This window comes from Streptomyces sp. NPDC002754 (genome assembly GCF_053592315.1).
Window position 1 is genome coordinate 79,976 of the sequence record NZ_JBSFVM010000016.1, and the last position, 23,701, is coordinate 103,676.

At 70.0% G+C, this 23,701-nt stretch carries 20 protein-coding genes; 11 read left to right on the forward strand and 9 right to left on the reverse strand.

The window, feature by feature from the left end; genetic code table 11:
- Positions 1-19: 19 nt before the first annotated feature.
- Both glp and galU read right to left on the reverse strand, forming a co-directional pair.
- Positions 20-1,384 carry a molybdotransferase-like divisome protein Glp gene (gene glp / locus ACWD2L_RS27005; RefSeq protein ID WP_351335943.1) on the reverse strand — a complete coding sequence of 455 codons (1,365 nt, stop codon included), beginning with the start codon at positions 1,382-1,384 and terminating at the stop codon, positions 20-22.
- A gap of 131 nt (positions 1,385-1,515) precedes the next feature.
- Positions 1,516-2,418, reverse strand: a complete 903-nt coding sequence (gene galU, locus ACWD2L_RS27010; RefSeq protein ID WP_351335941.1) for a UTP--glucose-1-phosphate uridylyltransferase GalU — start codon at positions 2,416-2,418, stop codon at positions 1,516-1,518.
- 94 nt (positions 2,419-2,512) lie between these two features.
- Here galU and ACWD2L_RS27015 point away from each other — a divergent pair, with 94 nt between their 5' ends.
- Complete coding sequence (locus tag ACWD2L_RS27015; protein ID WP_351335939.1) at positions 2,513-3,145, forward strand: 5-formyltetrahydrofolate cyclo-ligase; 633 nt, start codon at positions 2,513-2,515, stop codon at positions 3,143-3,145.
- Between the two features lie 72 nt (positions 3,146-3,217).
- Here ACWD2L_RS27015 and ACWD2L_RS27020 read toward each other — a convergent pair whose 3' ends face one another.
- Positions 3,218-5,971 (reverse strand): penicillin acylase family protein, encoded by a 2,754-nt coding sequence (locus ACWD2L_RS27020; protein ID WP_351335937.1) that lies wholly within the window; start codon positions 5,969-5,971, stop codon positions 3,218-3,220.
- 298 nt (positions 5,972-6,269) lie between these two features.
- Between ACWD2L_RS27020 and ACWD2L_RS27025 the strand changes: the two genes are divergently transcribed.
- The 6 genes from ACWD2L_RS27025 to mscL all read left to right on the forward strand — a co-directional run bounded on the left by ACWD2L_RS27025 (position 6,270) and on the right by mscL (position 11,951).
- The gene (locus ACWD2L_RS27025) at positions 6,270-7,727 is read left to right on the forward strand and encodes a potassium/proton antiporter (protein WP_351335936.1); all 1,458 of its coding nucleotides are present in this window, start codon (positions 6,270-6,272) and stop codon (positions 7,725-7,727) included.
- A gap of 231 nt (positions 7,728-7,958) precedes the next feature.
- The gene (locus ACWD2L_RS27030) at positions 7,959-9,251 is read left to right on the forward strand and encodes an MFS transporter (protein WP_351335934.1); all 1,293 of its coding nucleotides are present in this window, start codon (positions 7,959-7,961) and stop codon (positions 9,249-9,251) included.
- A gap of 69 nt (positions 9,252-9,320) precedes the next feature.
- Complete coding sequence (locus ACWD2L_RS27035; protein ID WP_351335931.1) at positions 9,321-9,674, forward strand: FmdB family zinc ribbon protein; 354 nt, start codon at positions 9,321-9,323, stop codon at positions 9,672-9,674.
- 84 nt (positions 9,675-9,758) lie between these two features.
- On the forward strand, positions 9,759-10,622 hold the full coding sequence (locus tag ACWD2L_RS27040; RefSeq protein ID WP_351335928.1) for an S-methyl-5'-thioadenosine phosphorylase: 864 nt from the start codon (positions 9,759-9,761) through the stop codon (positions 10,620-10,622).
- 180 nt (positions 10,623-10,802) lie between these two features.
- Positions 10,803-11,363, forward strand: coding sequence for an RcpC/CpaB family pilus assembly protein (locus ACWD2L_RS27045; protein ID WP_351335925.1), 561 nt, complete (start codon positions 10,803-10,805; stop codon positions 11,361-11,363).
- A 114-nt stretch (positions 11,364-11,477) separates the two neighbouring features.
- The gene (gene mscL, locus ACWD2L_RS27050; protein WP_351336007.1) at positions 11,478-11,951 is read left to right on the forward strand and encodes a large conductance mechanosensitive channel protein MscL; all 474 of its coding nucleotides are present in this window, start codon (positions 11,478-11,480) and stop codon (positions 11,949-11,951) included.
- Positions 11,952-11,970: 19 nt separating this feature from the next.
- Here the strand turns inward: mscL and ACWD2L_RS27055 are convergent, their stop codons facing one another.
- Genes ACWD2L_RS27055 through pflB form a run of 3 tightly spaced genes read right to left on the reverse strand, consistent with a single transcriptional unit; the run spans position 11,971 to position 15,325 of the window.
- Positions 11,971-12,168 (reverse strand): hypothetical protein, encoded by a 198-nt coding sequence (locus tag ACWD2L_RS27055; RefSeq protein ID WP_351335922.1) that lies wholly within the window; start codon positions 12,166-12,168, stop codon positions 11,971-11,973.
- A gap of 34 nt (positions 12,169-12,202) precedes the next feature.
- Complete coding sequence (gene pflA, locus ACWD2L_RS27060) at positions 12,203-13,015, reverse strand: pyruvate formate-lyase-activating protein (RefSeq protein WP_351335919.1); 813 nt, start codon at positions 13,013-13,015, stop codon at positions 12,203-12,205.
- Between the two features lie 39 nt (positions 13,016-13,054).
- Positions 13,055-15,325: a formate C-acetyltransferase gene (pflB, locus tag ACWD2L_RS27065; RefSeq protein ID WP_351335916.1), complete on the reverse strand. Its 2,271-nt coding sequence runs from the start codon at positions 15,323-15,325 to the stop codon at positions 13,055-13,057.
- A gap of 304 nt (positions 15,326-15,629) precedes the next feature.
- On the opposite strand from pflB, the gene ACWD2L_RS27070 reads away from it, so the two are divergent.
- From ACWD2L_RS27070 to ACWD2L_RS27085, 4 genes are all read left to right on the forward strand, one after another.
- Complete coding sequence (locus ACWD2L_RS27070; RefSeq protein WP_351335913.1) at positions 15,630-16,814, forward strand: low temperature requirement protein A; 1,185 nt, start codon at positions 15,630-15,632, stop codon at positions 16,812-16,814.
- Positions 16,815-16,893: 79 nt separating this feature from the next.
- The gene (locus ACWD2L_RS27075) at positions 16,894-17,958 is read left to right on the forward strand and encodes a P1 family peptidase (protein WP_351335911.1); all 1,065 of its coding nucleotides are present in this window, start codon (positions 16,894-16,896) and stop codon (positions 17,956-17,958) included.
- Positions 17,959-18,113: 155 nt separating this feature from the next.
- Complete coding sequence (locus ACWD2L_RS27080; protein WP_351335908.1) at positions 18,114-19,289, forward strand: L,D-transpeptidase; 1,176 nt, start codon at positions 18,114-18,116, stop codon at positions 19,287-19,289.
- Between the two features lie 186 nt (positions 19,290-19,475).
- The gene (locus tag ACWD2L_RS27085; RefSeq protein ID WP_351335906.1) at positions 19,476-20,255 is read left to right on the forward strand and encodes a DUF6227 family protein; all 780 of its coding nucleotides are present in this window, start codon (positions 19,476-19,478) and stop codon (positions 20,253-20,255) included.
- Here the strand turns inward: ACWD2L_RS27085 and ACWD2L_RS27090 are convergent, their stop codons facing one another.
- From ACWD2L_RS27090 to pfkB, 3 genes are all read right to left on the reverse strand, one after another.
- Positions 20,256-20,504 carry a hypothetical protein gene (locus tag ACWD2L_RS27090; protein ID WP_351335904.1) on the reverse strand — a complete coding sequence of 83 codons (249 nt, stop codon included), beginning with the start codon at positions 20,502-20,504 and terminating at the stop codon, positions 20,256-20,258.
- A 109-nt stretch (positions 20,505-20,613) separates the two neighbouring features.
- A complete protein-coding gene (locus ACWD2L_RS27095; RefSeq protein ID WP_351335901.1) occupies positions 20,614-22,671 on the reverse strand; it encodes a PTS fructose transporter subunit IIABC in 2,058 nt (685 codons plus the stop codon).
- Positions 22,672-22,753: 82 nt separating this feature from the next.
- Positions 22,754-23,701 carry a 1-phosphofructokinase gene (gene pfkB, locus ACWD2L_RS27100; RefSeq protein WP_351336004.1) on the reverse strand — a complete coding sequence of 316 codons (948 nt, stop codon included), beginning with the start codon at positions 23,699-23,701 and terminating at the stop codon, positions 22,754-22,756.

Below are 23,701 nucleotides of genomic sequence, written 5' to 3' on the forward strand. Positions count from 1 at the left end.
CCTCCGACAATCGGGCCCCTCAGCCCAGCAGGACCACGTCCACCTCGGCGCCCGGCTCCACCGACGTCGTGTCCTCGGGGACCACGATCAGCGAGTCCGCGTGTGCGAGCGCCGCGATGAGGTGGGAGCCCGCGCCGCCGACGGGAGCGACCTCGCCGGCCTCCGCGTCGTACACACCGCGCAGGAACTGACGCTTACCCGAGGGCGAGGTCAGCGCCTTGTCGGCACTGAGGGTCGCGCGGGCCTTCGGGCGGTGCACGGCGTCCTCGGGCAGGCCCATCAGGGCGCGGATCGCGGGGCGTACGAACAGCTCGAAGGAGACGTACGACGACACGGGGTTGCCCGGCAGCGCCAGTAGCGGGGTGTGGTCGGGGCCGATGGACCCGAAGCCCTGCGGCTTGCCGGGCTGCATGGCGAGCTTGCGGAACTCGACGCCGCTGCCGGCCCCGATGCCCGTCGCCTCTTCCGGGTCCTCCGGGTCTTCCGGGGCGCCGATGCCGCTCAGCGCCTCCTTGACCACGTCGTACGCACCCACGCTGACGCCGCCCGTCGTCACGATGAGGTCGGCGCGGATCAGCTGGTCCTCGATGGTGGAGCGGAGCGTCTCCGCGTCGTCGGAGACCGCGCCCACCCGGTAGGCGATGGCCCCGGCGTCGCGGGCGGCGGCGGTGAGGGCGAAGCTGTTGGAGTCGTAGATCTGGCCAGGTGCCAACTGCTCGCCGGGCTGGACGAGTTCGGTGCCGGTGGAGACGACGACCACGCGCGGGCGCGGGCACACGCGTACGGTGCCGCGGCCGATGGCGGCGAGCAGCGCGATCTGCGGCGGGCCGAGGACCGTGCCGACGGAGAGCGCCCGGTCGCCCGCCTGCACGTCGCTGCCCTGCGCGCGTACGTGCGCGCGTGCCTCGGCGGGGCGGTGCACCCTGACCTCCCCTGAGGCCCCCTCAGGAGCCGCGCTGTGGGCGGCCATCGTGGTGACGGGGCCCGCACCGAGCCCTCCGTCGGTCCACTCCACGGGGACCACGGCCTCGGCGCCGGGCGGCAGCGGCGCGCCCGTCATGATGCGGGCTGCCTCGCCGGGGCCGACGGTGGGCTGTTCGGCCTGGCCCGCGGCGACGTCACCGATCACCGTGAGCACGGCGGGGAACTCCTCGCTCGCACCCGCGATGTCCGCGACGCGCACCGCATACCCGTCCATCGAGCTGTTGTCGAACGGCGGCAGCGACAGCGGGACCGTCACCTCTTCAACGAGCACACAGCCCTGCGCGTCGAGGAGTTGGAGCTCGATGGGGTCGAGCGCACGGACGGTGTCGAGGATGTCCTCCAGATGCTCGTCCACCGACCAGATCTGCGCCCGGTCCGTCGTGGCACTGAAAGTGTTCACTGCTGCTCCCCTGCTCCTCGTGCCGGTGTGCTGATTCCCCGGTGGCCTCAGGTGTTACTACCACGGGCCATGGGTGACACCCCGGACGTGGTGTGCCGTACCGGGGCGCAGGTCCGCCGGGGAGCGGGGTGTCAGATCTCCTCGGCGACGTAGCCGCGCAGCCAGGCGCGGAACTCCGGGCCCAGGTCCTCACGTTCGCACGCGAGGCGGACGATCGCCTTGAGGTAGTCGCCGCGGTCGCCGGTGTCGTAGCGGCGGCCCTTGAAGACGACGCCGTGCACGGGGCCGCCGATCTTTTCGTCCGCGGCGAGCTGCTGGAGCGCGTCGGTGAGCTGGATCTCGCCGCCGCGGCCGGGCTCGGTCTTGCGCAGTATGTCGAAGACGGCGGGGTCGAGCACGTAGCGGCCGATGATCGCGTAGTTGGAGGGGGCGTCGGCCGGATCGGGCTTCTCCACCAGGTCGGTGACCTGGACGACGGAGCCGTCCGCCGTGGACTGAACCGCGGCACATCCGTAGAGGTGGATCTGGGAGGGCTCCACCTCCATGAGCGCGATGACGCTGCCGCCGTGCTCCTCCTGGACCTCCACCATCTTCTGGAGCAGCGGGTCACGGGGATCGATCAGGTCATCGCCGAGCAGCACCGCGAACGGCTCGTCGCCCACGTGGGGTGCGGCGCACAGGACCGCGTGACCGAGGCCCCTGGGGTCGCCCTGGCGCACGTAGTGGATGGTGGCGAGGTCGTTGGACTCCTGGACCTTGGCCAGCCGGTTCGCGTCGCCCTTCTTTTGAAGGGCCGCCTCCAACTCGTGGTTGCGGTCGAAGTGGTCCTCCAGCGGGCGCTTGTTGCGGCCTGTGATCATCAGTACGTCGCCGAGCCCCGCGGACGCGGCCTCCTCGACCACGTACTGGATCGCCGGCTTGTCGACGACCGGGAGCATCTCCTTGGGGGTCGCCTTCGTGGCGGGCAGGAACCTGGTGCCGAGGCCCGCGGCGGGGATGACAGCCTTGGTGATCCTGGTGTGCGCGTCAGTCATGCGGGTCACCATATCCGGCTGCTATGGGCGGAATCTGTGGGTCCGCTTTGTAGGCACATATATGCGTCGAATAGGAAAGGTTTGTGACCCGGCTATGAGTTCGCACACCAATGAGCCCGCAGATTTCCCGCGCGGCGCCCACCCTGACAAGCGTTCATTGCGCAGGGAGTTCCTCCAAGTGAGGAACGCGTTGACGGAGGATGTCATACGGGAGACGGAGCGGGCCGTGGCCCGTCGGGCTCTCGAACTCGACGAGTTGGCGAAGGCCCGCACTGTGGCGGCGTATGTCTCCGTGGGCGGCGAGCCGGGGACCGGCGCGCTCCTCGACGCCCTTCGCGCGCGCGGGACGCGCGTACTACTGCCGGCCCTGCTGCCCGATAACGACCTGGACTGGGGCGCGTACGACGGGGCGGCTTCGCTCACCACAGTGCGACACCCGGGAAAGATGGCCCTGTTGGAGCCGGGCGGCGATCGGCTCGGGCCCGCCGCCGTCCTGGAGTCGGACGTCGTGCTGCTGCCGGGGCTCGCCGTGGACGCGCACGGGATGCGGCTCGGCCGTGGCGGCGGCTCGTACGACCGGGTGCTCGCGCGCCTGGAGGCGGCCGGTGCGCGGCCCGCGCTGGTCGTGCTGCTCCACGACAGCGAGGTCGTCGCGCAGCTCCCCCAGGAGGCGCACGACAAGGCCGTGGACGCGGTGGTGACGCCCTCGGGCGTACGGCGGTTCTGACCCGGCACCGCGCATGCGAAAGGGGCCTCCACGCGTGCGTGGAGGCCCCTTTCGGTGTCGGTCCGGCTACGTCTACGGCTTCAGGACCATCGAGTCCTCGGTGCTGTCGCCGACGGCCTTCTCGGAGAAGTTCCAGGGCAGCAGGTCACCCTTGATCCACTTCTCGGTCTGGTCCGTGTAGTGGTCGCTGAAGGTGTGCCCCGAAGCGCCCGTGAGGTTGATCCACTTCGACTTGTCGAGGTCCGCCAGGTTGACCACCATCCGCATGGACGGCACCCAGTCGACTCCGTAGCCGCCCGCGGCGTTCCAGCCGGTCGCGTTCACGGCAGCCTCTCCGCCGCCCAGCTTCCAGGGGCCGCGGTTGAGCACGTACTGCAGCCAACCGGGCCCCTCGGTCCCGAGCGTCTGGTTCTTCAGCTCCAGCTTGTGCAGCCGGCCCCAGCTCCAGGTGTCGATGTCCTTGCCCAGCTTGGCCGTGAGGTCCCAGCGGGCATCCTCCATGGCGCGATCGAACAGCTGGTCACGGTTGTGGGTGGACTCGTCCGTACGGCTGCCGGGCGTCTTCCACCAGTCGTTCTTCGGATCCTTGATGATCTTGCGGACGACCTCGAACCAGCGGTCACCGCCGTCGGGCTGCGCCGAGTGCGTGTCCCGCTCGCCGCACTCGCTGACCTTGCGGCCCTCGTCGGCGGGGCCCGTCTTGTCGACCGGCTCGACGCTCAGGCACTGGCCCTCGACCCGCAGCTCCTTGGGCAGCTTGTTGCCGAAGGCGAGCTTGAGGATGTTGCGCCACACGGAGTTGAAGTAGGCCGCGGCGGCCGAGTCCGGGTTCTGGGTGTAGTCCCAGTTCTCCAGGAGCTGCTGCGCGTCCCTGACATCCTTGTCCTTGACGTCGATCTTCTGCAGGTAGGGCACGAGCAGCTTGGCGATCTCGCTGCTGTTGTCCATCTGCATGGTGCGCATGTCGTCGGTGGAGACCTTGCCGCCGTCCTTGATCTTCGACTCGATCAGGTCGGTGATGCGCTGGCTGCGGGTGCCGTAACCCCAGTCCTTGGTCAGCGTGTACGGGTAACTGTCGTCGACCACGGCCTGGTTGGCGGTCACGATGTAGCCGCGCTTCGGGTTGAACTCGTAGGGCAGCTCGTTCTGCTTGATGTAGCCGGTCCAGCGGTACTTGGAGTCCCAGCCGGGAGACGGCAGCGAGCCGTCGCCCTCGCCGCGGGTCGGGATCCGGCCCGGCAGCTGGTAGCCGATGTTGCCCTCGGTGTCGGCGTAGGTGAGGTTCTGCGAGGGCACCTGGAAGTCGGCGGACGCCTTGCGGAACTCGGACCAGTTGGACGCCTTGTCGAGCCCGAAGACGGCGTCCATGGTGTTGCCCGGCTGCAGCGCGGTCCAGCGCAGCGCGATGCCGTAGCCGTCGCCTCTGTCGGGGGCCGCCGCGTCCACGCCGGCCTTCTTGCCGACCTTCACGAGTTCGGAGTTGCGGTCGGACAGCAGCGGTCCGTTGTCGGTCTCCCGCACCGTGATCGTCTTGGCGTCACCGCCGGCGACCTTGATGGTCTCCTTGCGGGTCTTGAAGGGCACCGTCCTGTCGTCGACCAGGTAGCCGTCGCCGCTGAACTTCTCCAGGTAGAGATCGGTGACGTCGACGCCCGAGTTGGTCAGGCCCCAGGAGATGTTCTGGTTATGGCCGATGACCACGCCCGGCATGCCCGCGAAGGTGTAACCGGACGTGTCGTACTGGCACTTGCTGGAGACGCTCGTGCAGTGCAGGCCCATCTGGTACCAGACGGACGGCAGCTGCGGTGCCAGGTGCGGGTCGTTGGCGAGCAGCGGCTTGCCGGTGATGGTGTGGTCGCCCGAGACCACCCACGAGTTGGAGCCGATGCCGTTGCCGTTGGGTCCGAGGCCCGCGGAGTCGGGAATCTCGTCCAGGACCTTGGAGAGACCGCCCAGCTGGCTCTGGAGGCTGCTGGGGGCCCCTGTGTCGCCCGCCAGGCCGGTGCCCGCCGCCCCGGCCGTCTGCGTGCCCGTGCCGCCGCCCGAGGACGCGTCGAACGACTTCGTGACGCTGTCGTACCCGCCCTCCTGCACGATCGGCTTGTGCCGCGTGTACGGGTAGTCGGGGTACAGGTCGGCGATCTGCTTCGGGCCGAGCCGGCTCGTCATCAGCGAGCGGTCGATCTCCTCCTGCATGTTGCCGCGCAGGTCCCAGGCCATCGCCTTGAGCCAGGCCACCGAGTCCACCGGCGACCACTCCTGCGGCTTGTAGTCGTTCTCGAAGCCGAGCGCGACGTACTCCGCGGAGATCTCCTTGCCGCTCTTGCCCCCGAGGTAGGAGTTGACCCCCTTGGAGTACGCCTGGAGGTACTTCTTGGTCGAGGGCGACAGCTTGGAGTCGTACTCCTTCTGTGCCACCCGGCGCCAGCCCATGGTGCGCAGGAACTCATCGGTCTTGACCTGGCCCTTGCCGAACATCTCGGAGAGCCGACCGGAGGTCGTATGGCGCCGCACGTCCATCTCGTAGAACCGGTCCTGCGCCTGCACATAGCCCTGTGCCATGAACAGGTCGTGATCCGTGGAGGCGTAGATCTGCGGGATCCCGTAGCTGTCCCGCTTGACCTGCACCGGCCCGTCGAGCCCGTCGAGTTGGATGGACCCCGTCGTCTGCGGCATCGACGCGCGCACGCTGTCGACGCCCCAGTAGGCCCCGAATCCAAGGCCCGCAAGAACGGCCAACACGAGGACGATCACGATCAGTCGGGCTCGACGCCCCTTCTTCTTACCGGGCGGGCTGCCGGCAGAGGCGTTCGTAGTGGAGGGCATCGCGGTCCTTGCTGTCCTTCGCAGACGAATGGGGCTGGCCCGAAGGGCCTTCGTTCAAGGGTGGCGGTGGGTGACGGGCGGGAGGGGCGAGAGCAACCTTACGAGCAGTGGGGTGCGGCCCCGGACGCGGAGTGGGGAAGCGGGGTTCTACGTAGAGCGCCGTGACGAAACCGGCATCAAGAAAGCGTTAACGATTAGGTAAGGTAACGAAGTAACTTCCCCTGTCGCATGTCCCTCCTGGAAGGAACAGCCCCTGACTGTCCACCAGCTCAACCAGCTCCTGCTCGTCGGCGCACTCGTGCTGCTCGTGGCGGTCGCAGCCGTCCGCATCTCCTCACGCAGTGGACTGCCGAGCCTCCTGCTCTACCTCGGCATCGGCGTCGTCATGGGCCAGGACGGCCTCGGCCACGTCGACTTCAGCAACGCTGAAATGACCCAGGTCATCGGCTACGCGGCACTCGTCGTGATCCTCGCCGAAGGCGGCCTGGGCACGAAGTGGAAGCAGATCAAACCCGCGCTCCCCGCCGCCGCCGCCCTGTCACTCGTGGGCGTCGCGGTCAGCGTGGGGGTGACGGCCACGTGCGCGCACTACCTGGTGGGCCTCGAATGGCGACAAGCACTGATCATCGGCGCCGTGGTCTCCTCCACGGACGCGGCGGCGGTCTTCTCCGTTCTACGTAGAGTGCCGCTTCCGGCACGCGTGACCGGCGTCCTGGAGGCGGAGTCCGGTTTCAACGACGCCCCTGTCGTCATCCTTGTCGTCGCGTTCTCCGCCGCGGGCCCCATAGAGCACTGGTACGTCCTCATCGGCGAGATCGCCCTGGAGCTCGCCATCGGCGCCGCCATCGGGCTCGCGGTCGGCTGGCTCGGCTCCTTCGGCCTGCGGCACGTGGCCCTGCCCGCATCCGGCCTCTACCCGATCGCCGTCCTGGCCATCGCCACGTCCGCGTACGCCGCGGGCGCCATGGCCCACGGCAGCGGATTCCTCGCCGTCTACCTGGCCGCGATGATGATGGGCAACGCCAAGCTGCCGCACTGGCCCGCCACCCGCGGCTTCGCCGAAGGCCTCGGCTGGATCGCGCAGATCGGCATGTTCGTCCTGCTCGGCCTGCTGGTCACCCCGCACGAACTGGCCGACGACATCGTGCCCGCGCTCCTCATCGGCCTGGCCCTCACCGCGGTCGCGCGCCCCCTGTCGGTCTTCACCAGCCTGCTGCCCTTCCGCATACCGTGGCGCGAGAAGACCCTCATGTCCTGGGCCGGGCTGCGCGGCGCCGTGCCCATCATCCTGGCGACCATCCCGATGGTCACGGGCGTCGCCGACAGCCAGCGGATCTTCAACGTCGTCTTCGTCCTGGTCGTCGTCTACACCCTCATCCAGGGACCCACGCTGCCGTGGCTCGCCCGCAAGCTGCACCTGGCCGGCTCCTCCGACACCGCCGACCTCGGCATCGAATCGGCGCCCCTGGAGCGGCTGCGCGGGCACCTGCTGTCCGTCTCCATCCCGGAGGGCTCGCGGATGCACGGCGTGGAGGTCGGCGAACTGCGACTGCCCAAGGGCGCGGCCGTCACGCTCGTCGTCCGCGACGGCACCTCCTCCGTGCCCGCCCCGACCACCGTGCTCCGCCGGGGCGACGAGCTCCTGGTGGTCGCCACGGACCCGGTGCGGGACGCCGCGGAGGCACGCCTGCGGGCCGTCGCCCTCGGCGGCAAGCTGGCCGGTTGGTTGGGTACCGCGGGCCCGGAAGCCCGTTAGCATGGATGCACAGACCATGTACGACCGACTCTGCCTGAAGTAGAGCCGGCGCGACCGCAAAGCGGCCGCGGTCCCCTTGCGGCGCTGTGCTTCACAGCGACCTGCCTGGCCCAGGGCCTCTCCTGGCGCGGACCGTAGGTATCACTCGGTTCCCGGCGCATGAGGACGGCTCTCGGCGCGCACTCCTCGACCAGGAGGACCGCGCTACCAGGCGGCAGAAAGGCAAGGACCGTGCCACAGAAGGACACGGTCGCCGAACCCGGCACCCAACGGGCCGAGCGCCCCGGCTACGGGCAGCTCCTGCGCACCCGCGGGGCCTGGACATTCCTGCTTCCCGGCTTCGCGGCGCGCCAGCCGTTCGCGATGCTCACGATCTCCATCGTGCTGCTCGTGCAGCACACCACCGGCTCCTACGGCACCGCCGGCGCGGTGTCCGCGACGACCGGTGTCGCCATGGCGCTCTTCGCGCCCTACAGCGGCAAGCTGGCCGACCGCTTCGGGCAGCGTGCCGTGCTGCTGCCCGGCGTGCTCGTGCACTCCGCGGCCGGGCTCACGCTCACCGCGCTCGCACTCTCCGGAGCGCCCACGTGGGCGCTGTTCGTGGCCGCCGTACCCACAGGCGCCTCGACACCGCAGATCGGGCCCATGGTGCGCGCCCGCTGGGGCGTGCGGCTGCAGGGTTCGCCCCTGATGCAGACGGCCGCCGCGTTCGAGTCGGTCACCGACGAGTTCACGTTCGTGCTCGGCCCACTGTTCGCGACGGCCCTGTGCACCGGCATCGACCCGGCCGCGGGCCTGCTCACCGAGGCGGCGCTCACCCTTGTCGGCGGCCTCCTGTTCGCCGCCCAGAAGGGCACCCAGCCTCCTGTGGCAGGCCTGGAGGGGCACGCACGCGTGCAGCACACCTCCGCGCTCCGCGTCCCCGGTGTGCGCGTCCTGATCGTCACGTTCCTCGGCATCGGCTCCGTCTTCGGCGGCATGCAGGTCTCGCTCGCCGCGTACACCGAGTCGATCGGCGAACCCGGCCTCAACGGCGTCCTCTACGGGATCTTCGCCGCCGGCAACATGCTCTCGGGCCTGGTGTGCGGCGCCATCGCGTGGAAGATCGCCCCGCAGCGCCGGCTCCTCGTCGGCTACGCGGCCCTCGCCGTCATGGCCTCAGGGCTGTGGGCGGCACAGTCCGTGGTGCTGCTCGCCGGGCTCGGTCTGCTGGTCGGCGTGTGCATCGCGCCGTCCCTGATCACGGGCTACACGCTGGTCGAGAAGATCGTCCCCGCGGGCTCCCGAACCGAGGCCTTCACCTGGCTGACCGGGGCCGTCGCGCTCGGCCAGGCGGCCGCCGTGTCGGTGTCCGGACAGTTGGAGGACCGCCTCTGGGACGGCGCCGGATTCCTCGTCCCGATGGGCGGCACGGTGCTCGCCCTGGTGGTCATGTTCCTGCTGCGCTCGCGGCTCGCGCCGCCCTCGGCGGGGCGGACCGTGGCACGTGGTGTGGGTCACCGCGAGCCCGTGGCAGTGGACTGATCCCGCGGAATAGGTCACTATGGATCGTCGTTAGCACTCATCGAGTGAGAGTGCCAGGAGGAAGACACAGTGCCGACTTACCAGTACCAGTGCACCGAGTGCGGCGAGGGCCTCGAGGCGGTGCAGAAGTTCACCGACGAGTCCCTGACCGTGTGCCCCGCTTGCCAGGGCCGCCTGAAGAAGGTGTTCTCGGCCGTCGGCATCGTGTTCAAGGGCTCCGGTTTCTACCGCAACGACAGCCGCGGCTCCGCGTCGAGCAGCAGCCCGGCGTCGTCCTCGGGCTCGTCGTCCGGCTCGGAGTCGAAGTCCACTGACTCGAAGCCGTCCACCGACTCGAAGCCGTCGACGTCTTCTTCGTCTTCGTCCTCTTCTTCGACGTCGTCGTCGAGCTCGTCGAGTTCCTCGGCGTCCTCTGCCGCGTAAGCAACGCCGCGAATTCTTACGAGACCCTGTCGTCATCCGACGACAGGGTCTTCGGCGTTCCCGGCATGACTACTGTGCTGCTCCATGGCGACCAACTCAGGCAACGTGAACGCAAGCGCCACCGCCGAGATCGGCGTGATCGGCGGCTCCGGTTTCTACTCGTTCCTGGACGACGTGACAGAGATCGGCGTCGACACCCCCTACGGGCCGCCGAGCGACTCGCTCTTCCTCGGTGAGGTGGCGGGGCGCCGCGTCGCCTTCCTGCCCCGGCACGGCCGCGGCCACCATCTGCCACCGCACCGCATCAACTACCGCGCCAACCTGTGGGCGTTGCGCTCCGTGGGCGTACGCCAGGTCCTCGGCCCGTGCGCGGTGGGCGGCCTGCGGCCCGAGTACGGGCCGGGGACGCTGCTCGTGCCCGACCAGTTCGTGGACCGTACGAAGTCGCGGGCGCAGACCTACTTCGACGGGTTGCCGCTCCCGGACGGGACCGTGCCGAACGTCGTGCACGTCTCGCCCGCCGACCCCTACTGCCCCGCGGGGCGCAGGGTCGCGGTGAAGGCCGCGCGCGGCAAGGGCTGGGAACCGGTGGACGGCGGGACGCTCGTGGTGGTGGAAGGGCCGCGGTTCTCCACCCGTGCCGAGTCCCGGTGGCATGCCGCCATGGGCTGGTCGGTGGTCGGGATGACCGGTCACCCGGAGGCGATCCTCGCCCGTGAACTGGAGCTCTGCTACACGTCGTTGAACCTCGTCACGGATCTGGACGCGGGCGCGGAGAGCGGCGAGGGCGTCTCGCACGACGAGGTGCTCCAGGTGTTCGCGGCCAACGTGGACCGGCTGCGGACGGTGCTGTTCGACGCGGTGGCGGGGCTGCCGGCGGACGCGGAGCGGGACTGCGGGTGTGGCGAGGCGTTGGGCGGGATGGATCCGGGGTTCCGGCTGCCGTGACGGAGACCGGCGGGGGGCCGAGTGCCTGAATCTCCCCTTCGGGTGAGGGAGTTGTCCACAACCGCTCGGTAGTGCACGGGGCTCAGCGGGACGAGTCGCGAAGGCGGAACGTGGTCGGCGAGACGGGCTCGGTGCCCGTCCGGCCCGACCGATCCGACCGATCCGCAGGCGGTGGCGACCATGTCCGTATCTGTCCCTGTCCCGTACCAGCTCAGCATTCCCCCGACGTCCGAGGTGCCGCCCTTCCCTCCCGTGCACGTACGCGGCACGCGGTGGCGGCCGGGGCGCGCGGGCAGGCGCCGGCGCCGGCCTGCCGTGGCGGCGGGCCTCGTCCTGACCGCGGCGGCGCTGGCGGCCGCCGTGCCCTCGTCCGGGGCGGGAGGCGGGCCCGAGCCTCCGCACGCGGGGGCGGGGCCGGGTGGGCGGGCCGCCGCGCCCGCCGTGACGGTGTCGGCGCCGGTACGGATCGCGGACGCGGGGGCGGTGCGGCTGCTGCGACCGGGCGACCGGGTCGATGTGGTGGCGGCGCGGGCGGACGGCAGGGCCGGGGTGCGGGTGCTTGCATCCGGCGCCCGCGTGGCATCCGTCCCGAAGCCGAGGCCAACTCTCGGTCAAGGCGACGCTCTCGGCGAAACCTCGACGACGGGCGGGGCGTTGGTGGTGCTGACGGTGGAGCGGGCGACCGCTGCGCGACTCGCGGGCGCCGGAGCCGCTTCTCGGTTGGCGGTGACGGTGTGGTGACGTATATCTCGTCAAGTCCCTCGTTCGAGCTACCGAATTGGACAGGTCTGACCCGAACTGTCGTAGGTTGCGGAGGCGTTTGCTCCACAACCTGGACATGTGAAGAGAGGCCTTCTGGTGAGCGAGAACAACGAACCGAGCCTGTGGGAAGGCTTCAAGGCCTTCCTCATGCGAGGCAATGTGGTCGACCTGGCGGTCGCCGTGGTCATCGGCGCCGCGTTCACCAGCGTCGTGAACACGGTGGTGGAAGGGGTCATCAACCCGATCGTCGGAGCGTTCGGGACACAGGACCTGAACAAGTACTCGTACTGCCTTCAGGGCCCGTGCAAGGTCGTCGACGGCGAGCCCGTCGGCATCGAGATCATGTGGGGCACGGTCGTCAGTGCCGCCCTCAGCTTCCTGATCACGGCCGCCGTCGTGTACTTCCTGATGGTGCTGCCGATGGCCAAGTACCTCGCCCGGCAGGCCGCGAAGAAGGCCGAGAAGGAAGGTACCCAGGAGGTTCTGGAGGTCTCCGAGCTGGAGGTGCTCAAGGAGATCCGCGACGCGCTCGTGGCGCAGCGCGGCTCGGGGCACACCGAGCCCTAGCGGGGCTCGCAGCGGCCCTTCAGATGTGGTGGGGCGGCTTCTCGTCGAGGAAGCGGGCCAGGTCGGCGGCGCTGTTGTCACCGGCCGTCGGTCGCTCGCCCCAGCCGCGGTCCGTGTCGTCCGAGGACTGCGCGGTCAGCGGATCGTCGAAGATCAGCGCGGCCTTGGGATCGCGCTTCTTGGGATCGCGCTCGGCCGGCTCGGGGGCGGTGCTCATGGCTCCAGGGTACGTCGCGGGGGCGAACCCTGGCTCAGACCGCCGTGAGGCCGTGGGACTCGAAGATCGCCTTGGCGGAGGCGAGCTGCTCGGGGGTGGGCGAGGAGGTGTCGTGCAGCGTGAAGGTCTTGCCGAGCGCCTGCCACTTCGCCTCGCCGAGCTTGTGGAAGGGCAGCACGTCGACCCGGGAGACGTTGCCGAGGGAGCCCGCGAAGGCGGCGACGCCCTCGATGTTGGCGGGGTCGTCGGTCAGCCCGGGGACGAGCACGAAGCGCACCCACACGTTCTTGCCGAGGTCGGCGAGGCGGTGCGCGAAGTCGAGGGTGGGCTGCAGCGGGCGCCCGGTGACGTGCTTGTAGGTGGCGCGGTCCCAGGACTTGATGTCGAGCAGCACCAGGTCCACGTCGCGCAGCAGGGCGTCGGTGGCGCGCACGCCGAGGAAGCCCGAGGTGTCGAGGGCCGTGTGCAGGCCCAGCTCGTGCTTGAAGCGGTGCAGCAGCTCACCGGCGAAGACCGGCTGGAGCAGCGGTTCCCCGCCGCTGATGGTGGCGCCGCCGCCCGCGGCCTCGATGAACCGGGTGTACTTGGCGGCTTCCGCGACGATGTCGTCGGCCGAGGTGCGCTTCCCGTTCCGCATCTTCCAGGTGTCGGGGTTGTGGCAGTACAGGCAGGTCAGCGGGCAGCCGGAGAGGAACGTCACGAAGCGGGTGCCCGGCCCGTCGACGCCGGTCGACAGGTCCCAGGAGTGCACCGAACCCCCGGTGGGCCTGTGGGTCGCGGCGGCGGCCGGGGTGGCGGCGTCGTTCGCTGCCGGCTTCCCGGCGGGCTGGGTGAGCAGCACGGTCATGGCGTTCCTCCTCGGACGGCCTCGGTCGGGTGGGCCGGCTCAGAGGGAGCCGTGGAAGGTGCGGTTGATGACGTCCAGCTGCTGCTCGCGCGTCAGGCGGACGAAGTTCACCGCGTATCCGGAGACCCGGATGGTGAGCTGCGGGTAGTTCTCCGGGTGCTCCATGGCGTCCTCGAGCGTCGCCTTGTTCAGGACGTTGACGTTCATGTGGAAGCCGTCGCTGGCCATGAACCCGTCGAGCACGCCGGACAGGTTGCCGATCCGCTCGCCGGGGGTGCGGCCAAGGGCGTCCGGGGTGATCGTGTTGGTCAGCGAGATGCCGTCCTCGGCGTCGTCGTAGGGCAGCTTCGCCACCGACAGGGCGGAGGCGATGTAGCCGTGCTCGTCGCGCCCGTTCATGGGGTTGGCGCCGGGGGCGAACGGGGCGCCGGAGCGGCGGCCGTCCGGGGTGTTGCCGGTCTTCTTGCCGTAGACGACGTTCGAGGTGATCGTGAGCACCGACTGGGTGTGCACCGCGTTCCGGTAGGTGGGGTGCTTGCGGACCTTCTCCATGAAGCCGTGGACGATGCGCTGGGCGATCTCGTCGGCGCGGTCGTCGTTGTTGCCGTAGGCCGGGTAGTCGCCCTCGATCTCGTAGTCGACGGCGAGGCCGGTCTCGTCACGGATGACCTTGACGTTCGCGTGCTTGATGGCCGAGAGGGAGTCCGCGGCGACCGACAGACCCGCGATGCCGCAGGCCATGGTGCGCAGGATCTCCTGGTCGTGCAGGGCCATCTCGATGCGCTCGTAGGCGTACTTGTCGTGCATGTAGTGGATGACGTTGAGCGCGTGGACGTAGGTCCTCGCCAGCCAGTCGAGCATCGCGTCGTACCGTTCGGCGACGACTCCGTAGTCGAGGTACTCGTCCTCGATGGGCTCGAATCCCTCGACGACCTGCTTGCCGGACTTCTCGTCGCGGCCGCCGTTGATCGCGTAGAGGAGCGCCTTGGCGACGTTCACGCGGGCGCCGAAGAACTGCATCTGCTTGCCTACGGCCATCGCGGAGACGCAGCAGGCGATGGCGGTGTCGTCGCCGTACTTGGGGCGCATCAGTTCGTCGGACTCGAACTGGATGGCCGAGGTGTCGATGGCGGCCTGGGAGGCGAAGTCCTTGAAGCCGCGCGGCAGTTCACGCGACCAGAAGACCGTCAGGTTCGGCTCGGGGGCCGGGCCGAGGTTGTAGAGGGTCTGGAGTGCACGGAAGGTGGTGCGCGAGACGAGCGGGCGGCCGTCCTCGCCGATGCCGGCCATCGACCAGGTGACCCAGGTCGGGTCGCCGGAGTAGAGGTCGTTGTACTCGGGGGTGCGCAGGAAGCGGACGATGCGGAGCTTGATGACGAAGTCGTCGATGAACTCCTGGGCCTCGGACTCGGTGATCCGGCCGGCCTCGATGTCGCGCTGCAGGTAGATGTCGAGGAAGTTGTCGATGCGGCCGATCGACATGGCCGCGCCGTTCTGCTCCTTCACGGCGGCGAGGTAGCCGAAGTACAGCCACTGCACGGCCTCACGGCCCGTGGTGGCCGGGCCCGCGATGTCGTAGCCGTACGACATGGCCATGGCCTTGAGCTCGTTCAGCGCCTTGATCTGCTCGGAGATCTCCTCGCGGTCCCGGATGACGTGCTCGGTGGGCCAGGCGGCGCTCAGCTCGTCCTTGTCGGACTGCTTGGCGGCGATGAGGCGGTCGACGCCGTAGAGGGCGACGCGGCGGTAGTCGCCGATGATGCGGCCGCGACCATAGGCGTCCGGGAGGCCGGTGATGATGCCGGAGGAGCGGCAGGCGCGGATCTCGGGGGTGTAGGCGTCGAAGACCCCTTCGTTGTGGGTCTTGCGCAGGTGGGTGTAGATCTCGCGGACCTCGGGGTCGGCCTCGTAGCCGTACGCGTCGAGGGCGCCCTCGACCATCCGCCAGCCGCCGTTGGGCATGATCGCGCGCTTCAGCGGGGCGTCGGTCTGGAGGCCCACGATGAGGTCGGTGTGATCGGCGGCGGTGCCGTCGATGTAGCCGGGGCGGAAGGCGTCGATACGGGACGGGGTCTTCACGTCGACGTCGTGGACGCCGCGCTCGATCTCCGCGGGGAACATCCCGAGGAGCTTGTCCCAGGCGGCGGTGGTGCGTTCGGTCGGTCCCGCGAGGAAGGAGCCGTCCCCCTCGTAGGGGGTGTAGTTCTGCTGGACGAAGTCCCGGACGTCGACGGCGTCCCGCCACAGCCCTCCCTTGAAGCCGTCCCAGGCCTCGCCGTGCGTCGTCTTTTCCGCGGGAGTGGCAGTCATCTGCGGCACCTTCCCCATCTCTTCGACCGGTGGGTTACTACGAGTTCATTGCACTCCCGCGGGGCGCGACAAAGGGGCGGCAATGGTCCTGAGTTCAGGACCATTGGGCCCTACTTCGGGCCGGAATCCACTGGCGCTCCGGGGTTGACCTGGGGTTTTCTTCGGGACTTTCGACCCATGTTCGCTTGTGAATGTATTCACAAGAAATGTGCCGAATTTCCGTGGTACCTGCGGCGTCCGCCGCGGATGCGTGGGCTGCGTGCCGAATCCCCCACGGAACGACCCGATCTGCTGGGGTGGGACCATGACGTCCACGCCAGACAAGCGCTCCCCCATCCGCCGCATGGTCGAGAGGGGGCGCGACGAGGAGCACCGGGCCGCTTCACCACTGGAGCTGTTCTTCGACCTGTGCTTCGTCGTCGCCGTCGCACAGGGCGGGGCGGAGCTGGTGCACGCGATCGCGGAGGGGCACTCGGGCGCCGGCGTGATCGACTACGCGCGCGTCTTCTTCGCGATCTGGTGGGCGTGGATGAACTTCACCTGGTTCGCCTCGGCCTACGACAACGACGACGCGCTCTACCGTCTGATCACACTCGTCCAGATCGCGGGCGTGCTGGTGCTCGCGGCCGGGGTCTCCCAGGCGTTCGCCCACGACAACTACCTGGTGGTCTTTCTCGGCTACCTGATCATGCGGGTCGCCATGGCCACGCACTGGCTGCGGGCCGCCGCCTCCACCACGGGGGCCGAGCGCCGGGTGGCGCTGCGGTACGCCGGCGGGGTGCTCGCCTGCCAGATCGGCTGGCTGGCGCTGCTGTTCACGCCCACGGCGGCGCAGGGCTGGGTGTTCCTGGCGATGGCCATCCTGGAGATGTGCGTGCCGGTGTACGCGGAGCGGGACCGGCGGACGTCCTGGCATCCGCACCACATCGCCGAGCGCTACGGCCTGTTCACGATCATCGTGCTCGGCGAGTCGATCGCCGCGGCGACGGTCGCGGTGAAGTCCGGCATCGAGGAGAACGACGCGCTCGGCGAGCTCCTGCCGATCGCGGCGGGCGGCCTCCTCGTCGTCTTCGCCGCCTGGTGGATCTACTTCGCGGTGCCGATCCACGACCGGCTGCGCAGCAACCGGCAGGCGTTCGTGTGGGGCTACGGCCACTTCTTCATCCTCGCGTCGGCGGCGTCGATCGGCGCGGGCATCGAGGTCGCCGTCGAGCAGGCGGTGGGCGAGGCGCACATCTCCACGGTCGTGGCCTCCGCCGCCGTGACCGTCCCGTCAGCGGTGTTCCTGCTGCTGGTGTGGGCGCTGCACTCCCGGTACTTCAAGGTGGGGGCCGTGCAACAACTGGCATTGCCGGTCAGCGCGTTGCTGGTGCTCGCGTGCACGTTCGCGGGGCACTGGGCGGTGCTCGCGGCGGGGATCGTCGCGGCGCTCACGGTGGTGGTCGGCGTGACGTTGACCTCGCGGGCGGGCGAGGCGCGGGCCGCCTGACGGCTTCCGACCGTCCCCACCCATCCGCCGAGCCATGACCGCCCCGATCGGGCGCCAACTGCCGTGGTAGGCATGGGACATGACGACACGCAACGATGCCCTCACCGATGTCCACGGCCTGCGCGTCGGACACGTCACCCGTGTCGGGGACGGGTTCCTGACCGGTACGACGGTCGTGCTCGCCCCCGAAGGCGGCGCGGTCACCGCCGTGGACGTACGGGGCGGTGGTCCCGGCACCCGGGAGACCGACGCGCTCGACCCGCGCAACCTCGTGCAGCGGATCGAGGCCGTCGTACTCACGGGCGGCAGCGCGTTCGGGCTCGACTCGGCGTCGGGGGTGATGGCGTGGCTGGAGGACCAGGGGCGCGGAGTCCCGGCCGGCACCCGCCCCGGGGAGGTCGTGCCGGTGGTGCCCGCGGCGTGCGTGTTCGACCTCGGCCGGGGCGGCGACTGGCGGGCCCGGCCCGACGCCGGGACCGGCCGCGCCGCGGTCGAGGCCGCCGCAGCGACGGAACCCGGCGCCCCGGTCCAGGAGGGCAACGTCGGCGCGGGCACCGGCGCGCTCGTCGGGAAACTGCGCGGCGGCATCGGCACCGCGTCCACCGTCCTCGACTCCGGGATCACGGTCTCCGCCCTGGTCGTCGCGAACGCCGCGGGCTCCGCCGTGGACCCGGCCACCGGCGCGCTGTACGGCGAGTTCTTCGCGGGGCGCGGCCCGGTGACGTACCCCACGCCGCAGACGCACGAGGCGGCGGGCAAGCGGATCGCGGAGGTGTCCGCGGCCAACGGCGCGCAGCCCCTCAACACCACCCTCGCCGTCGTCGCCACCGACGCCGACCTCACCCGTGCCCAGGCGCAGAAGGTCGCCGGCACGGCGCACGACGGGATCGCGCGGGCCGTACGCCCCGTGCACCTGCTCAACGACGGGGACACGGTGTTCGCACTCGCCACCGGGGAACGACCGCTCGACGCCGCGAACCCCCTCGCGCTCAACGAGATCCTCGCGGCCGGCGCCGACCTCGTGACGCGGGCGATCGTGCGGGCCCTGCGCTCGGCGGAGTCCGTGTCGGCCGGCGGCCGCACCCACCTCTCGTACGGCGACCTCTACGGCGACGTCTCCGGGAGCCGTTCCGACGCCGAGTAGCGGCCGCGTAACAGAGATCCACCGCCACGTAACAGGACTGTCCCTGTGGCTGCGTTCACAACAAACGGACGGAACCCTTCCGGTCGTCTCGCGCTCTTCCCTCACATCGGTAGAGAAGCAGCGGAACAGCAGAAACCACGAAAAAGGAGCAGACCGTGAGCAGGCAGAACACAGCCGTCGTGTGCGCGGCACTCGCCGTCGGCGCACTGACCCTCACGGCCTGCGGAGGCGACGCCACCGCCAGTGACGACAAGGGTGGCGACGCCCCGAAGATCACCATCTCCGCCAAGGACGGGTCGACCGGCGCGTCGATCAACGCGACGGGTGTGAAGGTCAGCGACGGCAAGCTGACCGGCGTGAAGATGACCGAGTCCGGGAGCGGCAAGGCCGTACCCGGATCGATCACGGCGAGCGGCGCGACGTGGAAGCCGAAGGAGCAGCTGGAGCGCGGCACCAAGTACCGGATCTCCGCGTCCGCCAAGGACGACAGCGGGCACAAGGCCGCCGCCAACTCCATCTTCACGACGGTCTCCAGCGCCAAGAGCTTCATCGGGACGTACACGCCGGACGACGGGAAGACGGTCGGGGTCGGGATGCCGGTCTCCTTCACGTTCGACAAGGCGATCACCAACAAGAAGGATGTGCAGTCGCACATCACGGTGACGTCCAGCGGCGGCCAGAAGGTCGTCGGGCACTGGTTCGGCGCCCAGCGCCTGGACTTCAGGCCCCAGGAGTACTGGAAGGCCGGCTCCAAGGTCACGATGAAGATCGACCTCGACGGCGTCGAGGGGGCCAACGGGGTGCACGGCGTGCAGGACAAGACGGTGAGCTTCACCGTCGGCCGCGCGCAGGTCTCCACCGTCGACGCGAACACGCAGGAGATGACCGTCGTCCGCGACGGCAAGACGATCAAGACGGTGCCCGTGTCCACCGGAAGCGCCCAACACCCGACGTACAACGGGCAGATGGTGATCTCGGAGAAGTTCGTGCAGACGCGCATGAACGGCGACACGGTCGGCTTCGGCGGTGAGTACGACATCGCGGACGTGCCGCACGCGATGCGCCTGTCCCAGTCCGGGACGTTCATCCACGGCAACTACTGGAGTTCGCCCGGCATCTTCGGTTCGCAGGCCACCAGCCACGGCTGCGTCGGCATGCGGGACGTCAAGGGCGCGGGCGGCGACACGACCGCCAAGTGGTTCTACGACAACTCGCTCGTCGGCGACGTCGTGGTCATGAAGAACTCGCCCGACAAGACGGTCGCGCCCGACAACGGCCTCAACGGCTGGAACATGGCGTGGGACCAGTGGACGGCGGGCAGCGCCGGCTGACCATCCGGCTGCACCGACACGGGCCGCGCGGGAACCCACCGCGCGGCCCAAGCGTTGTCCAGGCACCAGGTACCAGGCACGTCGCTCAAATCCCGCTCCCCGTTTGTCATTTCACGGACACGATGTCCGAGCGAAGGACTACGGTATGCACCCACGAGGTGACACGAAGCAATACTGGGAGGTGCCTTGAGCTTTCCGCATGACTCCGAGCCCTGTGTCGGATTAGGGACCGAGTCGGACGCGGCACCCGAAGCGCAGCTCGGGCGGCTCCTCGGTCGCGCGCTCAACTCCTTCGACCTGCCCGACGAGACGCTGGAGCGGCTCGACGGCGCGCTCGCGTACGCGGGCTACCTGCACTCGGCCCACCACAGCGCGGGCCGCCACCGCGAGACATACCGGCACAACTGGCTGCTGGTCGACGGTGGTTCGCTCACCCTCTGGGAGCTCGTGCACAACACGGGGCGGGACGGCGCAGCACAGCACGAGGTCTACGTGTCCGAGGACGAGCTGCACCTGGCGACGGGACGGCTACCGCTGTCCCAGGAGGCCGAGCCGGAGTTCGACCTCCACGTCCCCATGGCCCTGGTCAATCTCCCCTCGGTCCCGCCGATGCGCCGCACCTTCGGCGCCGGCGACCCGCACAGCTCCGCCGACCACGCGCGCCGCCTGCTGCGCCGCGCGGAGAACCCGGACGGGTCGACGCGGCCCGGCCCCGGCACCGCGAGACTGCTGCGGGAGGCGTGCGCGCACCAGATCACCCAGGCCTTCGGCTGCCGCGTCAGCCACGGCTTCACGCTGTACGAGCACGCGTTTCTGCTGCGCGACGGCCGCGAGGTCAGCCTCTGGGAGGTCGAGCACACGGCGACGCCGGACGGTCGGCACATGTGCGAGGTGTACGCGACGCAAGAGGCGGCGAGAGCGACGATGGAGCGCCGCGCGGCCTCCCACCCACGGGCCCGGCGCTGACTACCGGCGACTGAACTCCCGTACAAGACCCGCGAACGCGTCCTGCTCGTCGGCCGTCAGCGGCACCGACTCGAGCGCGGGCGACCGGGACTGCGCCGGCAGCACGCCCAGCGGCAGCTGTGTCCGCTGCTCCGGCGGGGCGAAGACGACAGTGCGCACCAGGCGGGCCAGTCCGACCACCCAGGCCACGGCCGCGAGAGCGACCAGAGCCAGGCCCAGCTGCTGAAGGATCGACACGTGCTCAGGCATGCGCTCCAGTGAACACCACAGTCCGGGCCTTTGGTCCCGGACCGTGACGTATCTCGCAAGGCTCCTAACGCCTCGCCAACCATGCCAACAACGTCAATCGCACCAAGCCTCACACCTTCGCGGGCTGCGCCGCTGAGGGCTCCGCGGCGGCCACGGTCCGCGACGGGGCGTGCACGGTCTCCGACCGACCGGCGGCGGCCGGCTGCTTGCGCAGCGACTTGAGGACGACGGTCAACGCCGCGGTGACGCACGTACCGGCCGCGATCGCCACCAGGTACAGCCAGGCGTTGCCGATCAGCGGGACCACGAAGACGCCGCCGTGCGGAGCGCGGAGTGTGGCGTCGAAGGTCATCGACAGGGCGCCGGTGACCGCGCCGCCCGCCATCGAGGCGGGAATCACGCGCAGCGGATCGGCCGCGGCGAAGGGGATGGCACCCTCGGTGATGAACGAGGCCCCGAGGACCCAGGCCGCCTTACCGTTCTCCCGCTCGGTCCTGGTGAAGAGCTTGCCGCGCACGCTGGTGGCGAGGGCCATCGCCAGCGGCGGCACCATGCCCGCTGCCATCACCGCGGCCATCACCTTGAGCGAACCGTCCGTGGGGTTGGCGAGACCGCCGACCGCGAAGGCATAGGCACATTTGTTCAATGGACCGCCGAGGTCGAAACACATCATCAGGCCGAGGATGACGCCGAGGACGATCGCGTTGGCTCCGGACAGGGAGTTCAGCCAGTCCGTCAGCGCGCTCTGCAGCGAGGCGATCGGCTTGCCGATCACCACGAACATCAGGAAGCCGACGACGATCGAGGAGAGCAGCGGGATCACGACCACCGGCATGATGCCGCGCAGCACGGCCGGGATGTTCACCTTCTGGATCGCCATGACCACGGCGCCCGCGATGAGGCCGCCGATCAGGCCGCCCAGGAAGCCCGCGTTGGTGGTCACCGCGATCGAACCGGCGACGAAGCCGGGCACGAGTCCCGGCCGGTCCGCCATGCCGTACGCGATGTAGCCGGCGAGGACCGGGACCAGGAAGGCGAAGGCCGCCTGGCCGGTGTAGAAGAGGAGCGCGGCCCAGCTCGTCGTCGAGCCCCAGTCGAAGCTGTTGAGCAGCGTCTGGACCTTGACGTCGGCGACCTCGTAGCCGCCGATCGCGAAGCCGAGCGCGATCAGCAGACCCCCCGCCGCCACGAACGGCACCATGTAACTGACGCCCGACATCAGCCACTTGCGGAGCTTTGTGCCGTAACCGTCCGTGGAATCGCCAGAGTTGTCCACAGGTGTGGATGACGGATCGGCGTGGCCCGTGATCTCGCCGCGGGACGCCTTCTCCCGTACCTCGGTGATGAGTTCGGCGGGGCGGTTGATGCCGGCCTTGACGCCGACGTCGACCGTGGGCTTTCCGGCGAAGCGTTCCTTTTCGCGGACGGGGACGTCGTGGGCGAAGATCACGCCGTCGGCGGCCGCGATGACGGCCGGGTCGAGGCGGGTGAAGCCGGAGGATCCCTGCGTCTCGACGACGAGTTCGACGCCGTCGGTGTCGCGGCCGGTGTTCTCCAGGGACTCGGCCGCCATGTAGGTGTGGGCGATGCCGGTGGGGCAGGAGGTGACCGCGACGATCTTGAATGTGACCGGCTGCTCGGTGGGGGCTTCGGCTTCCGCCATCTCTGCCGGATCCGCCGCACCTGCCGTATCCGCCGCTTCCGGCTCTACGGGTTCCGGGGCCGGCTCGTCGCCGCGTATCAGGGATGCCGCCGCCCCGGCGTCGGTGGCCGCGCGCAGGGCCGACTTGAAGTCCTCGTCCATCAGTTGGCGGGCCAGGGAGGACAGGATCGTGAGGTGAGCGTCGTCCGCGCCCGCCGGGGCCGCGATCAGGAAGATCAGGTCGGCGGGGCCGTCCGGGGCGCCGAAGTCGATGCCCTCCGCGCTGCGGCCGAAGGCGAGCGTCGGCTCGGTGACGTGCGCGCTGCGGCAGTGCGGGATGCCGATGCCGCCGTCGAGGCCGGTCGGCATCTGGGCCTCGCGGGCCGCGACGTCGGCGAGGAAGCCGTCGAGGTCGGTGACCCTGCCGAGCTCCACCATGCGCTCCGCGAGGGAACGGGCGGCCTCGTCCTTGGTCGGGGCGGACAGGTCGAGGTCGACCAGGTCCGCGGTGATCATCTCCGTCATCGCGGGCTCCTTTGCCTATGTATGGGCCTATATATGGGCTTACGTATAGGTGGGGTGACTTCTGAATGGGCGACGGGCGGCGTCATCGTGCGGGCTCCTTCAGCGCGCGGTCCACCGGGGGCTCGGCCGTCAGGTGCACCGCGTCCGGGCGGAGGTCCCCCGGCGTCGGCATGGCGCTGCCCGGCAGCTGGACCGCCGCCGCGCCATGGGCGACCGCAGAGGCCAGCGCCTTCGGGCCCTCGCCGCCCGCGATCAGGAAGCCGGCGAGCGAGGAGTCGCCCGCCCCGACGTTGCTGCGCACCGCGTCGACGGGGGCCGAGGCGAACCAGGCGCCGCTCGCGTCGACCAGGATCTGGCCGTCCGCGCCGAGGGAGGCGAGCACGGCGACCGCGCCCGACTCCCGTAGTTCCTCCGCCGCCTTGACCGCGTCGCCGACCGTGGCGAGCGGGCGGCCGACCGCTTCGGCGAGCTCCTCGGCGTTGGGCTTGACGACGTCGGGGCGTTCGCGGAGGGCGGCCAACAGGGCGGGCCCGGACGTGTCGAGCGCGATCCGGGCGCCCGCGGCGTGCGCGCGGGCCACCAACTCGGCGTACCAGGAGGGCTCCAGGCCGCGCGGCAGGCTCCCGCAGCAGGCGATCCAGTCGGCGCCGACCGATCGCTCCCCCACGACGGACATCAGCAACTCGGCTTCCGAGGCGGACAGTTCGGGGCCGGGGGCATTGATCTTCGTGAGGGTGCCGTCCGGCTCCGCGAGCGCGACGTTCGAGCGGGTGTGGCCCTCGACCGGGACCGGGGCGACCTTGATGCCCTGTCCGTCGAGGAGTTCGGCGACCAGGGCGCCGGGGGCGCCGCCCAGCGGGAGGACGGCCAGCGTGGGCGCCCCGGCGGCGGCCACGGCCCGCGACACGTTGACACCCTTGCCGCCCGGGTCCATGCGCTCGCCGCTCGCGCGGACGACCTCGCCGCGGTCGAGGCCGGGGACCTCGTAGGTGCGGTCGAGGGAGGGGTTGGGGGTGACGGTGACGATCAT

Bases quoted from the DNA above. Each gene is read 5' to 3' on its own strand.
- ACWD2L_RS27020 (WP_351335937.1), bottom strand. From the start codon at position 5,971: ATGCCCTCCACTACGAACGCCTCTGCCGGCAGCCCGCCCGGTAAGAAG.
- galU (WP_351335941.1), bottom strand. From the start codon at position 2,418: ATGACTGACGCGCACACCAGGATCACCAAGGCTGTCATCCCCGCCGCG.
- ACWD2L_RS27090 (WP_351335904.1), bottom strand. From the start codon at position 20,504: ATGCCTGAGCACGTGTCGATCCTTCAGCAGCTGGGCCTGGCTCTGGTC.
- ACWD2L_RS27055 (WP_351335922.1), bottom strand. From the start codon at position 12,168: ATGAGCACCGCCCCCGAGCCGGCCGAGCGCGATCCCAAGAAGCGCGAT.
- ACWD2L_RS27040 (WP_351335928.1), top strand. From the start codon at position 9,759: ATGGCGACCAACTCAGGCAACGTGAACGCAAGCGCCACCGCCGAGATC.
- ACWD2L_RS27015 (WP_351335939.1), top strand. From the start codon at position 2,513: ATGAGTTCGCACACCAATGAGCCCGCAGATTTCCCGCGCGGCGCCCAC.
- ACWD2L_RS27045 (WP_351335925.1), top strand. From the start codon at position 10,803: ATGTCCGTATCTGTCCCTGTCCCGTACCAGCTCAGCATTCCCCCGACG.
- pfkB (WP_351336004.1), bottom strand. From the start codon at position 23,701: ATGATCGTCACCGTCACCCCCAACCCCTCCCTCGACCGCACCTACGAG.
- pflA (WP_351335919.1), bottom strand. From the start codon at position 13,015: ATGACCGTGCTGCTCACCCAGCCCGCCGGGAAGCCGGCAGCGAACGAC.
- ACWD2L_RS27070 (WP_351335913.1), top strand. From the start codon at position 15,630: ATGACGTCCACGCCAGACAAGCGCTCCCCCATCCGCCGCATGGTCGAG.
- ACWD2L_RS27095 (WP_351335901.1), bottom strand. From the start codon at position 22,671: ATGACGGAGATGATCACCGCGGACCTGGTCGACCTCGACCTGTCCGCC.
- pflB (WP_351335916.1), bottom strand. From the start codon at position 15,325: ATGACTGCCACTCCCGCGGAAAAGACGACGCACGGCGAGGCCTGGGAC.
- ACWD2L_RS27075 (WP_351335911.1), top strand. From the start codon at position 16,894: ATGACGACACGCAACGATGCCCTCACCGATGTCCACGGCCTGCGCGTC.